General features: G+C 33.5%; 12 protein-coding genes and 1 other RNA gene. 3 read left to right on the top strand and 10 right to left on the bottom strand.

The features are described 5' to 3' along the window. Positions 1-221 precede the first annotated feature (221 nt). Positions 222-1,865, bottom strand: coding sequence for a nucleoside kinase (locus BUB32_RS05900; RefSeq protein WP_072968287.1), 1,644 nt, complete (start codon positions 1,863-1,865; stop codon positions 222-224). Between the two features lie 75 nt (positions 1,866-1,940). Then, a non-coding RNA gene (gene ssrS / locus BUB32_RS05895) (6S RNA) lies at positions 1,941-2,118 on the bottom strand. Between the two features lie 125 nt (positions 2,119-2,243). On the opposite strand from ssrS, the gene BUB32_RS05890 reads away from it, so the two are divergent. After that, on the top strand, positions 2,244-3,137 hold the full coding sequence (locus tag BUB32_RS05890; protein ID WP_072968285.1) for a radical SAM protein: 894 nt from the start codon (positions 2,244-2,246) through the stop codon (positions 3,135-3,137). Here BUB32_RS05890 and BUB32_RS05885 read toward each other — a convergent pair. After that, on the bottom strand, positions 3,132-3,989 hold the full coding sequence (locus BUB32_RS05885; RefSeq protein WP_072968283.1) for an RluA family pseudouridine synthase: 858 nt from the start codon (positions 3,987-3,989) through the stop codon (positions 3,132-3,134). The two genes, BUB32_RS05890 and BUB32_RS05885, sit on opposite strands and share 6 nt — an antisense overlap. Before the next feature lie 87 nt (positions 3,990-4,076). Here BUB32_RS05885 and BUB32_RS05880 point away from each other — a divergent pair, with 87 nt between their 5' ends. Next, complete coding sequence (locus BUB32_RS05880) at positions 4,077-4,541, top strand: NUDIX hydrolase (protein WP_072968281.1); 465 nt, start codon at positions 4,077-4,079, stop codon at positions 4,539-4,541. Here the strand turns inward: BUB32_RS05880 and BUB32_RS05875 are convergent. Continuing rightward, positions 4,530-4,727 (bottom strand): YgiT-type zinc finger protein, encoded by a 198-nt coding sequence (locus tag BUB32_RS05875; protein WP_072968279.1) that lies wholly within the window; start codon positions 4,725-4,727, stop codon positions 4,530-4,532. The genes BUB32_RS05880 and BUB32_RS05875 overlap by 12 nt on opposite strands. A 239-nt stretch (positions 4,728-4,966) precedes the next feature. On the opposite strand from BUB32_RS05875, the gene pckA reads away from it, so the two are divergent. Then, a complete protein-coding gene (pckA, locus tag BUB32_RS05870) occupies positions 4,967-6,532 on the top strand; it encodes a phosphoenolpyruvate carboxykinase (ATP) (RefSeq protein WP_072968278.1) in 1,566 nt (521 codons plus the stop codon). Positions 6,533-6,805: 273 nt separating this feature from the next. Here the strand turns inward: pckA and BUB32_RS05865 are convergent, their stop codons facing one another. The 6 genes from BUB32_RS05865 to BUB32_RS05840 form a co-directional block, all read right to left on the bottom strand. Further along, entirely contained in the window at positions 6,806-8,137 is a 1,332-nt protein-coding gene (locus tag BUB32_RS05865) for a replication-associated recombination protein A (protein ID WP_072968276.1), read from the bottom strand. 13 nt (positions 8,138-8,150) lie between these two features. Continuing rightward, on the bottom strand, positions 8,151-8,516 hold the full coding sequence (locus tag BUB32_RS05860) for an HIRAN domain-containing protein (protein ID WP_072968273.1): 366 nt from the start codon (positions 8,514-8,516) through the stop codon (positions 8,151-8,153). 49 nt (positions 8,517-8,565) lie between these two features. Then, positions 8,566-9,174, bottom strand: a complete 609-nt coding sequence (locus BUB32_RS05855) for a glycerol-3-phosphate acyltransferase (protein ID WP_072968271.1) — start codon at positions 9,172-9,174, stop codon at positions 8,566-8,568. After that, on the bottom strand, positions 9,171-10,271 hold the full coding sequence (locus BUB32_RS05850; RefSeq protein ID WP_072968269.1) for a glycosyltransferase family 2 protein: 1,101 nt from the start codon (positions 10,269-10,271) through the stop codon (positions 9,171-9,173). The genes BUB32_RS05855 and BUB32_RS05850 overlap by 4 nt, the downstream gene beginning before the upstream one ends. 261 nt (positions 10,272-10,532) lie before the next feature. Beyond that, on the bottom strand, positions 10,533-11,753 hold the full coding sequence (locus tag BUB32_RS05845) for a patatin-like phospholipase family protein (protein ID WP_072968267.1): 1,221 nt from the start codon (positions 11,751-11,753) through the stop codon (positions 10,533-10,535). Positions 11,754-11,776: 23 nt separating this feature from the next. Next, positions 11,777-12,364, bottom strand: coding sequence for a carboxymuconolactone decarboxylase family protein (locus tag BUB32_RS05840; RefSeq protein ID WP_072968264.1), 588 nt, complete (start codon positions 12,362-12,364; stop codon positions 11,777-11,779). Between the last annotated feature and the right edge of the window lie 16 nt (positions 12,365-12,380).

Below are 12,380 nucleotides of genomic sequence, written 5' to 3'. Positions count from 1 at the left end.
TCGGTGTGACTTGTGGCAAAACATCCCGGCACTCAAGTAAGAAAGTTTATAAACCAAAAATAGAAAAAACAAGCATACTTACTTGAGTGCCAGGAAACTTAGCAAGACCGAGGGTAAAGGCAGTGCCGAAGCCAAGGATGGCGGAGGCGGGCACTAAGACAAGTTTTAAAAATTTTTAACTTTGTCAAAAAACTGAGGGAATCCATTGAGGATTCCCAAACTTAAACATCAAGGCAGCTTCCGCCTATAAATTCTCTTATAATAGAATTAGGTGGTATTGCTAATTCATCTTCTAATGGAAGGAAATAGCTTAAAAACTCTAATATTTCTTTAGCGATAGAATAAGCAGAATCGTCTGGAGAAACTTTCTTAAGTAATGGCTCTGCATATTTTTTTAATATAGGTAACTCATAAGGCAAAAAAGAATTAAACATGACATCTGCTTGCTCTTGATAAGGGAAAATCCATTTTTCTTCTCCTCTTCTGACCATAGGCCACATGTTTATAGTCTCTGCCGCATCGCTAGAACGGAATTGGCTATCTCTCACTATACGCCTTATCAACCTTGTTTGAGTAGTAGGTATCCTGTTGTGCTCGTCAAGATTTAATTGCGTGATAGCACTTACATATATTTTGTATTTATTGTCTTTAGGTATTTGCAATGTCAATTTTTCGTTTAATCCATGTATACCTTCCATCAAAATAATTTGGTTTTTATCAAGTTTTACTTTTCTTCCTTCTGGCTCTCTTTCCCCTGTTTTAAAGTTAAAAATAGGAATTTCTACTTCTTCACCTTGTATAAGTTTTATTAAATGCTCATTGAAAAGTGGCAAATCTAAAGCATCAATTGATTCAAAGTCGTAATTTCCAAATTCATCTTTTGGAGTAAGTTCTCTTGGCACAAAATAATTGTCTAATGATATTGGAAAAGGTCTCAACCCATTTACTCTCAGTTGAACGCTTAATCTATGAATAAAAGAAGTTTTGCCTGAAGAAGAAGGACCTGCAATTAAAACTACTTTTATCATTTTGTTTGAAGCTATATAATCTGCAATTTTGGATATTTTCTTCTCATGAAAGGCTTCAGAAACCAATATTAAATCTCTACCTTTGCCTTGCTTTATCATGTCGTTCAAAGAAGAAACATAACTTATGTTTAAAATACTTGCCCAATCTTCTGCCTCTTTAAAAATTGAAGCAAGTTTTGGAACATCTACAAATACAGGTAATGAACGAGGATTATATACATCTGGAGCAATTAAAATAACACCCGGGAAATAAAATCGTATATCAAATACTTTTAAATAACCTGTAGAAGGGACACAAGGGCTGTAGAAAAAATCTACTGTGCCATCACAATAATAAACAGGAACCTTCTCTTTGTCAGTATCTTTAAACAATCTTACTTTCTCAGTCAGTCCTTCCTTTTCAAATAATTTTATTGCTTCTTCTTTAGGCAACATTTTTCTTTCTATTTTGAAATCTTTTTCTATTATTTCTTCCATCCGCTTTTTAATCATAGAAACAATTTTATTGTTGAGAGAATAACCATGGATCTCGCAATACAATCCTTTCCCTAAAGAATGTTCAATAGTAACTGTAGCTCCAGGAAGTAGCTCTTTTACAGCTTTAATAAAAACAAATGTTAAACTTCTTCTGTAAATCCTCGTACCTTCCTCAAACGTTGTATCTACAAATTCAACTGTGCTATCCTTTGAAACTGTGCAGTTTAAATCTTTTAGCTCATTATCCACTTTTGCAGCTACTATTATCCCATTGTAAAGATGCTCAAAATCTTTGGCAATATCCTCCAATTTTGTCCCTTCTGGGTATTCATAAATATTACCCGCAATAGCAATTTTCATAAATATCACCTCAACATGATTATATACTATCATAACAAAAAATTAAAAGTCCTTCCTTTCGGAAGGACTTTTAATTTTTGTCCCATGAAGCCGTAAGGCTATGTTTTCATACCCGCTCTCGCAGGTGGGTACCCTGTCATCAGCTTCTGAAGTCCTGTCTTAGCAGGCATTTCTTCCACTGATGAACCCGGATTCCCGAAAAAGGTGCGTTGGTTGAAAACAAATTAGCCTAATACAAACTTCCCAGGATTGCTTTTGTTTTTCGTTTTCAATTATAGTTTACGACAAATACTTTTTAATTTCAAGTGTAAAATGTGGAAAATACAAGTTTTATATAAAAAAATAAAGAGTGATATAATATTGAGTGGAGGGAATAGTATGGAATCAACAATAAAATGTAATATATGTCCAAGAAACTGCAAAGTAGACAGGTCGAAATCAAAGGGATTCTGTAACATACCTTGGCAGGTAAAAGTAGCAAAAGCATACTTACATCATTGGGAAGAGCCTTTTATAAGTGGAACGAGAGGCTCTGGAACAGTTTTTTTTAGTGGTTGTAACCTAAAGTGTGTCTTTTGTCAAAATTACGAAATAAGTCAATACCAATTTGGTAAGTTTATATCTGTTGAGGAGTTGGCTCAAATTTTCTTAAACTTGCAAAATCAGGGAGCTCATAACATAAACCTTGTTACTCCTACAATCCATGTATTCTCAATAAAAGAGGCGATTTTATTAGCAAAAAGGCAAGGGCTTCAAATACCTATAGTATATAATACAAATGCCTATGAAAATGCAGAAACTTTAAAAATGTTGGAAGGACTAATTGACATATATCTTCCCGACCTTAAGTATTACGATGACGCTCTTGCAAAAAAATATTCCAAAGCTCCTAATTATTTTGAGCATGCAACAAAAGCAATATTAGAAATGTACAGACAGGTAGGAATACCTCAATTTGATGAAGAAGGAATACTAAAAAAAGGCTTAGTGATAAGACATCTCATAATGCCGGGATACGTAGAAGACACTAAAAAAATTCTCTTGTGGATTAAAGAAAACCTCCCAAAAGAAATATATGTAAGCTTAATGAGTCAATACACTCCTTATTATCAAGCTCAAAAGTATCCAGAAATAAATAGAAAAGTCACTCCACAAGAATATGATGAAACTATAGATTTTTTCTTTGAGATAGGCCTTGAAAATGGCTTAATTCAAGAAATAGAAAGCGCCAGTGAAGATTTCATCCCTGATTTTGATTTGGAAGGATTATAGTAATTTTAGTAAATTTTGTATATCTTGTGGCAAAGGCGAATAAACAGAAATGCTTTTTTCTTCTAAAGGGTGTACAAAAGTAAGTCTATATGCATGCAATGCTTGCCTTTTAATATAATCATCAGAAGAGCCGTACAATGTATCTCCTACAATAGGATAGCCAATATGGCTCAAATGTACTCTTATTTGATGAGTTCTTCCTGTTTCAATTTTTACCTTTAAAAAAGAAAATCTTTCACTGCTTTTTATCACTTTGTAATTGGTTATAGCTCTATCTCCTTCCTCGGATACCATTCTTTCAATGCCACTTTGTGGTTTTCTCGATATAGGAAGGTCAATCCGACCTTCCCCTTCCATTTTTCCTTCTACTACTGCAAAATAAAGTTTACTCATAGGCTTTACAATTTGAAGATAATACTGCATAAAAGGGCGTTTGGCAAATACAACCAGGCCCGACGTACCCTTATCTAAACGATTAACAGGTCGAATCAAAGCCTTTATTCCTTTATCTTTAAAATACCACGCTACCCCATTTGCAAGAGTACCACTTTGATATCTTTTTGTTGGATGCACAACTACTCCAGCTGGTTTATCAACTATTAAAACATCCTCGTCCTCATAATATATATCCAAACTCATTTTTTCCGGGGCAATATCAGAATCTACCTCGGGAAGGATTAAATCAATCACATCCCCTGGTTGTAAAATTCTTTGTACATTTTCTTTTACTCCATTTACTAATATTTCTCCTTGCCACTTATAAATTCTAATAAGTCTTTTAGAAAAACCTTTGTTCCTCAAAAAATTCTCTAATATAACGCCTTTTTCATTTTCTCCAACGATTAATCTCATTTTCCCACCATTTTCTAATTTATTTTAATGCAAAAAATTTATGTGGTATAATCAATTTATAAATAAAATACAGCGGTTGGTGATTTTATGAAACAAATAATTGTAGGAGTAGGCGGCATAGTCATAAAAGATAACAGAGTTTTATTGGTAAGGCATACTTACGGTCAATTTAAAGGCAAATGGATAATACCCGGCGGTCATGTAGAAGCCGGTGAAAACATAGACGATGCAGTTTTAAGAGAAATAAAAGAAGAAACTTCAATAGAAACCCGTGTAAAAAATATCATTTCTATAAGAAGTATAATACTTCCCGATGGCAATTCGGAAATATACATTGTTTTTTTGTTAGATTATGTTTCGGGAACTCCTACTTCTGACGGAATAGAAAATGACGCCGCAGCTTTTTTTGACATAGATAAAGTCATAAATGATGAAAATGTAGTCTATCTTTCTCGCTATTTAATTAAAAAGGTATTGACACACACTTATAATAAATTGTCCCCTGACTTCTTTTATCCTTTTGGCAATTTTAATTATAAGCTATTTTGTTGAAAAATATTCGTACTTATCTTTATTTTTAAAAGCCTCATCAAGCACTTCTGTATCATAATAGACTGCACCACATTTTTGACAAACATATGCCGGCACATCTTTAATTATTATAGTTCTTTTTCCCCTTACCAACTTATATTCTACATTTTGTATCTCTATTTTGCCACCACAAAAGCACTTTTCCATTAGTTTCACTCCTTGTCACGTTGATTTCAGTTGATAAGGACTTTTTTCTATTATATCATAAATTTCGACATAAATCCCTTAAGTTTTAGCCAAAAATTTCGTACCACTTGAAAAAATATTTGAACCATGTTAGAATTTTATTGTAAATGTTAATTTTAAACTTTATAAGATATTTTTTGCAATTTTTAATAATACAGCTTGCAAAAACGTCTTCAGAATATCAAAAAGGAGGCCTTTTAATGTATAACCTTGAAAAAATAAATATAATCAATGTTAAAAATGTTTACCGCAATCTTTCCGTTTCTAAATTAGTTGAAGAAGCTATAAAAAGAGGAGAGGGAGTACTTACAAACAACGGCGCTTTTAATGTCTATACTGGTAAATACACAGGACGTTCTCCTAATGACAAATTTATTGTCGATGAACCAGAAGTTCATGAATATATATGGTGGGAAAACAATAAACCTATATCTATAGATAAATTTGAAAGGTTGTACAACCGTTTAACTGCCTATCTACAAAATCGTGACCTTTTTGTATTTGATGGATTTGTAGGAGCTGACCCCGAATATAGAATTCCTATAAGAGTCATAACAGAATATGCGTATCAGAGTTTACTGGCACGCCAACTATTCATTCGTCCTAATGAAGAAGAACTTAAAAATCACATTCCTGAATACACGCTAATTGCTGCACCTAAGTTTAACTCTATACCTGAATTAGACGGTGTAAATTCTGAAGCTTTTATCATATTAAGTTTAACTAAAAAACTAATTATAATCGGTGGCTCTCAGTATGGAGGAGAAATCAAAAAGTCAATCTTTACCCTCATGAACTATCTAATGCCAAAACGCGGCGTGTTATCAATGCATTGTTCTTCCAATATGGGCAAAGATGGAGATACCGCCCTCTTTTTCGGCTTGTCAGGGACGGGAAAAACTACCCTCTCTGCAGACCCTCAGAGGTTTTTAATTGGAGATGATGAACATGGATGGTCAGACAAAGGCATCTTCAATTTTGAAGGAGGATGTTATGCTAAATGCATAAATCTATCAAAAGAAAAAGAACCTCAAATTTGGAATGCTATAAAGTTTGGTACCGTACTTGAAAACGTTGTATATGATGAAAATACAAGAGAACTCGACTATAGCAGTGATAAAATTACAGAAAATACAAGAGCAGCCTACCCCATTGACTTTATACCTGGTGCCATTCCTGGGGGAATGGGAGGACATCCAAAAGCAATTATATTTTTAACAGCAGACGCTTTTGGAGTTTTACCACCGATTGCTAAACTTACAAAAGAACAAGCCATGTATTACTTTCTATCCGGTTACACTAGCAAATTGGCTGGCACAGAAAGGGGAATCACAGAACCTCAAGCTACTTTTTCTACTTGCTTTGGAGCACCATTTTTGCCTTTAAAGCCAATGGTCTATGCAAAAATGTTAGGAGAAAAAATTGAAAAACACAATGCAAAAGTCTATTTAGTAAATACTGGATGGTCTGGTGGACCTTATGGGATTGGAAGCCGCATTAATTTGACTTATACAAGAGCTATGGTGACAGCTGCATTAAATGGCTCACTGGATGGCGTAGAATTTGTAAAAGATCCTATCTTCAATTTAAACATACCTACCTCTTGTCCAGGAGTACCTTCAGAAATTTTGAATCCCAAAAATACATGGGCTGACAAAGAAGCATATGAAAAAGCAGCAAAAAATTTGGCACTTAGATTTGCAGAAAACTTTAAAAAATACAAAGATGTAACTAATGATATTAAAAAATCAGGCCCAAATGTTTAAAAGCATAAAGTCTCCTTGCAGTGGGTATTGCCAGGAGACTTTTATAATTTGTAGCCATTATTTTATGTTTTTCATATTATAAAGTAGAAGTCAATCTAAAAAGGAGGTAAGTTTATGCCTGACAAACGCAAACATGATGAAAATCAATGGATTTGGATCATAATCATCATTTTGATAATTTTGTTATTTGTACCTGGCATCATTATATGGGAAGAACCTAAAAGCTCTGTTTGATAAAAGGGGCAACTGCCCCTTTTATCAAACAGCTCAAAATTATTTTCCTTTCTTTTTTAAGTTGGTGATTTGCTCTAATCTCCTTTGTATGTCCTTCTCAAAACCGGAATCCGTAGGTACATAGTATTTCCTGTCTTTAAGATTATCCGGCAGACATTGCATATCAGTTATTTTATCTTCAAAGTCGTGTGCATACTTATATCCTTTCCCATACCCTAATTCTTTCATAAGTTTTGTAGGAGCATTTCTTAAATGCATAGGAACACTTTCAGCAATTGTCTCTTCTGCATCTTTTTTAGCTTTATTATATGCCATGTATACCGCATTAGATTTAGGAGCTAACGCTAAATATATTGCCACCTGTGCCAAATTTACACTACATTCAGGCATTCCAATATAATGGCAAGCATTATATGCTGCAACAGCCATTTCAAGAGCTTGAGGATCTGCAAGCCCAATATCTTCAGAAGCAAAGCGTATCATCCTTCTTGCGACATAGAGAGGGTCTTCTCCCGCTTCTAACATCCTTGCAAGCCAATACACTGCCGCATCCCAATCGCTATTTCTTAAAGATTTGTGAAAAGCGGATATTAAATTATAGTGCTCCTCTCCCTGTTTATCATACAGCAAAGTTTTTTTTTGCATTGCATCTGCTAATATATCATCTGTGACAATTCTTTTCCCCTCAATTACCTCTGCTGCCATAACTGCAATCTCCAATGTGTTTAAAGCAACTCTCGCATCTCCATTTGCAAAAAGTGCAATTTTTTTGAGCTGTTCTTCTGTTATACCAATTTTGTACATACCCAATCCATTTTGTTCATCTTTTAGCGCTCTTTTAAGCAGTATAAGTAAATCTTCTTCTGTAAGAGGTTTCATAACAAAAACTTTAGAACGAGACAAAAGAGCTGAGTTCACCTCAAAAGAGGGATTTTCTGTAGTTGCACCAATTAATATTATATTCCCCTTTTCCACATGAGGCAAAAAAGCATCCTGCTGAGCTTTATTAAAACGATGAATTTCATCAATAAATACAACAGTTCTAGTTCCATACATAGCATCCAGTTCAGCTTTTGCCATAATCTCCTTTATTTCTTTGATACCTGATAAAACAGCACTAAAGGTGACAAATTTAGAATTTGTCATATTGGCTATAATCATAGCAAGAGTAGTTTTACCTACCCCTGGCGGCCCCCACAAAATCATTGAAGTAATATTGTCCTTTTCAATCAATTCCCTAAGTAATTTCCCTTTACCTAAAAGATGTTCTTGACCTACAAACTCATCTAAAGTTTTGGGTCTCATCCTGTCGGCCAAAGGTTTGTTTTTCCTCACTTCATTATCAAATATAGATGATTGTTTGTATTCCATATTTTCTCACCATTTAAGTTTTATTTTTGTACTTTTTCTTTCTTTTTTCTTTTAGTCGGAACTTTATAGTAACTTTTATAAAGTCCTCTTCTAAAAATTCTGCAATGGCAAAGTCTTTTGTTACAAATTTTATCATAGCAAAAGCGTAATTTTCAAATTTATCATAAATCCGACCTGCACTATAACATCCTCTTGGAACAGTTCCAACACTATTAGCTACATATCCCACTTGCCCTAATGGCGCAAGGGTAACAGCTATTGCTTCATCATCATAGTCATTGTCTAAATCCTTTTCTAATCTTACAATCGTGCCTGGTTTCAAAACTTTTGTACCGTAATAATGTTGACATCCGGTTATTGCAATATAAATGGATTCCACTTCATACACTCCCAACTGATTTTAATTAAAGTATGCAAAATATACATCATTATTTTACCATTTTGGCCTTTAAAACAACATTCATATCCTTCTTTCTTTTATATAAAAGCACAACAAAGTTGAGCATCCATAGTAAAAGTAAGTAACTTTCAACACTACTCAAAAATAACAGCCCACCTAGAATACCAAAACCAACAAGGTCTAATACAGCATCTATTTCAGGTATAGAAGGTTTCCCTTTATTATACATTCTCTCCACTAATTTTAAAATTCCAAGGATAACAGCGTACATAAAGGAAGCTTTAAAACGGGTAATTGCACTCCACACTCCAAAAGTAGTAGCTAATGCTTTACCCCCTTTAAATTTCAAAAATGGGGAAAAAGCGTGCCCCAAAATAGGTGCTATTGCCACAATTACAATGGCATTTCCTGTAACATATTCTTTTTCAAGGAAATACACAAGTGGAAAGTAACCTTTCATGAAATCAAAAGTAGCACCGATAACCCCCATTTTAAAGCCAGCCGCATGGCCAAGATTAAAAGCTCCAGGATTTCCATCCCGTATTTCCTCTAATCTTTTACCTACCATACGACCTATCCAATAGGAAAACATAAAAGAGCCACAACCGAACTCTATAATACTAAGTAAAATAATCATACATTATTCCTTCTTCCTACACTTATTTCTCTACCCTTCCATAAAACTTTTTTCTTGAATGCTACCTGATAAAAAGAATGTAAAATTATTAGTATAAAAAAGGCTGTCGAAATAAAATGAAAAATAGGAATAAATATACCAAATCTTCCTGTATACTTTGTAAAATATAGTATTTGCAGAGTATAAAAAAGATAGCCAATTTCGTAAAAAATAGCAATAGGTGAATGAGAAAAAACCAAAAAAGGAGTTATAAATCCCACTAATACAAGTCCTAAAAGCCATAAAACTATCAAGAAAATCGTTCCAAAGCTTAAAGTATTTGCACTCAAAATTGCTCCTTTGCTAAATCCATGTATTTCACTTATAATTCCATAAGGATACATCCTAAAAGAGACAAGGTCATATCCAATAAAGTTTTTAATGTTAATTTTTGCATCTGAGAACTTTTTGCCTAAATTAAGGTCATCTAATATCTCTCCCTTTACACTGTAGTGTCCTTTAACTTTCTCATAATTTTCCCTATCCACTACTATACATGACCCATATAAGCCTTTTGGACTTTTTCTTTCAAAAGGAGAAGTAAAAGCAAATATCCCTAAAATATTAGCTATAAGAGCAAGTCTTTCATAAAATTTTTCTGTGTAATGATAAGGAATTACAGATATTGCTCCCCCAACCTTTGCCTGCTCCTTAACAAGAGACTCTATTGCAAAAGGAGATAGTCTAACATCTGCATCAAGGAAAATGAGTACATCTCCACTAGACTCTAAAAATCCGTTCCACAAAGCCCAGTTTTTCCCTGTCCATCCTTGTGGTAATTCCTTGTTTTTTATCACTTTAGCTCCAAAAACTTTGGCTATTTCGCTTGTAGAATCTTCAGAAAAATCATCAACTACAATAATTTCATAAGGCTTATAGGCTTGTTCTTTTAAACTTTTAAGGAGATGTGGAAGATTCTTTTCTTCATTTCGCGCAGGAATAATTACAGAAACTTTTCTGCCATTTTTGTAAGTCCCTTCTTTATGAATAATGATTACCTTTGAAAAAAGTATAAATCCACTCATAATTCCAATGATGGACAAAAACACAATTCCCATTGTAATCTCCTTCTTTACTCCAGATTTACAAAGATTCTATCTCATATCCGAGCTTTTTCAATAATTTTAAAGTTTCTTTCCACACTCCTTTTTGCGCATTCTCATTATATTTTGAAACGGAATAAGCTTTATAACCGTCATAGTTTTTCTCTAACCACAAATTCCTCCTTTCTTTGGTTTCATCATATCACACAAAAAAATGATTATCAACATCTCTATCTCCATTTTATCCGTCCTCTAATTAAGCACTCTTACAGTAAGTCAACTAAAAATAACTTTCCCGACTTCCTTTATAACTTCGTTTTTAGTAAATATAGAAAGCATATCTATCTTTTTAATTACCCTTTCTATTATTTCTTCTATTTCTTCTTTATCTTCCTCAACAACTTCTTTGTCACAATTAATTTTCTCCCTTACAGCACTAATCAGCTTTTCGTAGGTATAAACCCTAAATCTCTCTATTTCATAAATCTCCGCCAGATTTTCTAAAAGAGTTAAAAATATTTCATCGTAATCGACATCGACTTTCAAATCCAATAAGGAGCACAATTTAGGAATAATAACTTCAAACAAAGCTCTTTTTGCTGGAATTTCTTTATTTACTCTAAAGATATCCTTTAAATTTTCAATTCTTCTTTCCTCTAAATTCATAAGATAACGGATAAAATATTCCTTTTCCCCTTTCGGTTCGATATAATACTTATCTCCCTTTAGTCCTTTTAAAGCCTTTAAACCATCAAAGTATCCTAATTTAAGGTTATACCTTACAACATTTTTATCAAAATCTAAAATCCCTCCTAAATCTTCCTTTGGAGAAATAACTAATGTATTTAAACCTTTAAAATCAATTTTTTTGACTATGCCAAAACTGCCAGTCCTTATGATTATCAAATCTTTATAGCCTTTTTTTATGAGTAAATCAGCCGGAAGATTGTTGTATACTCCTCCATCCAGATAACTTTTTCCATCAATTTTCTCTCTTTTAAAGATGGGTAAATAAGCACTTGCCATCAAATAATCCACAAGCTTACCATAAGGTATGTCTTCAATATATAGCTCCATAGGCTTAAAATCACTTAAAGAAACAGTAACAATTGCAAAGTCTTTCCCTGAATTTCTTATCTTATTTTCGTCTATAACCTCTTTTAACAAATTCTTAAGAGGAGATATATCAAGTCCACCCTCCTCAATAATTCCCTTTAGCAACTGCGTAACCAAAAAAATATCTTCTCTTCTCCATCTTCCTTTCTTAAGCCTCTCAATTTCCTCATCATTAGCCTTAATGACTTTAGAATAAGAAATATCATGCCACAGTTCATAAGCTTTTTCAAAATTACCCTGTGCAATAATAGCACCATTTAAAGCTCCAACAGAAGTCCCTGCTACCCCTCTTACATCTATACCTTTTTCAGCCAAAGCTTTGTAAGCTCCTATCTGATATGCACCCCTTGCACCTCCACCCTCTAAAACAATTCCGTACATTTTCCCCACCCCTATTTTACAACTTAATTTTTGGAATTAGTGGTATGATTTACTTTTCTTTTAAAAAGTTGATTAATCAATGCGGCAGGTACAAATACGAAGATTCCAAAAATTATACCTAATTCATCCTTTAAATTACTATTTTTGTAAGGTTTTCCTTTTAGCCTGTTTACCAACGCGCTAAAAGCATTTCCATGGGTATTCCCTACCATTATCGCTCTTATAGCTCTCATAATACTATATGTATAATCTTCCCCATAAGTCTCTACAAGCTTTTTATATGCCTCTTCATCAAAATTTCCTGCTGTCTCCGCATAGTGCTCAGCAAAGAGTATAGCAGCTAATTGATCATCCGGCACATCGCCAAACTCGCCCTTTAATAATTTTTTTACTTCCTCATTGGACATACCAGCTCTTAAAGCTTCTTTAGCATGAAAATAACTGCAGTAAGGACATCCATTTACTTGTGTCACTGCCAGCATAATTCTTTCCATAAAGTCTTTACTCAATTTCACTCTTTTTTTAGGTTTAGGCTGTCCTTTGTTTGTTAAAAAATCCTCAACAAATCTATAAAAAGTTTTGGTATCATAAAATCTGTTTTCTTTTTCCATAGCTATTCAACCTCCA

This window comes from Thermoanaerobacter uzonensis DSM 18761 (assembly GCF_900129115.1).
GTDB classification, from domain to species: Bacteria; Bacillota; Thermoanaerobacteria; order Thermoanaerobacterales; family Thermoanaerobacteraceae; genus Thermoanaerobacter; species Thermoanaerobacter uzonensis.
Note: the sequence above shows the minus strand (reverse complement) of the source record. Positions and strands in the feature narration are given on the sequence as shown.

Coding starts and splice junctions, on each gene's coding strand:
- BUB32_RS05900 (WP_072968287.1), bottom strand. CDS start 1,865: ATGAAAATTGCTATTGCGGGTAATATTTATGAATACCCAGAAGGGACA.
- BUB32_RS05890 (WP_072968285.1), top strand. CDS start 2,244: ATGGAATCAACAATAAAATGTAATATATGTCCAAGAAACTGCAAAGTA.
- BUB32_RS05885 (WP_072968283.1), bottom strand. CDS start 3,989: ATGAGATTAATCGTTGGAGAAAATGAAAAAGGCGTTATATTAGAGAAT.
- BUB32_RS05880 (WP_072968281.1), top strand. CDS start 4,077: ATGAAACAAATAATTGTAGGAGTAGGCGGCATAGTCATAAAAGATAAC.
- BUB32_RS05875 (WP_072968279.1), bottom strand. CDS start 4,727: ATGGAAAAGTGCTTTTGTGGTGGCAAAATAGAGATACAAAATGTAGAA.
- pckA (WP_072968278.1), top strand. CDS start 4,967: ATGTATAACCTTGAAAAAATAAATATAATCAATGTTAAAAATGTTTAC.
- BUB32_RS05865 (WP_072968276.1), bottom strand. CDS start 8,137: ATGGAATACAAACAATCATCTATATTTGATAATGAAGTGAGGAAAAAC.
- BUB32_RS05855 (WP_072968271.1), bottom strand. CDS start 9,174: ATGATTATTTTACTTAGTATTATAGAGTTCGGTTGTGGCTCTTTTATG.
- BUB32_RS05850 (WP_072968269.1), bottom strand. CDS start 10,271: ATGGGAATTGTGTTTTTGTCCATCATTGGAATTATGAGTGGATTTATA.
- BUB32_RS05845 (WP_072968267.1), bottom strand. CDS start 11,753: ATGTACGGAATTGTTTTAGAGGGTGGAGGTGCAAGGGGTGCATATCAG.
- BUB32_RS05840 (WP_072968264.1), bottom strand. CDS start 12,364: ATGGAAAAAGAAAACAGATTTTATGATACCAAAACTTTTTATAGATTT.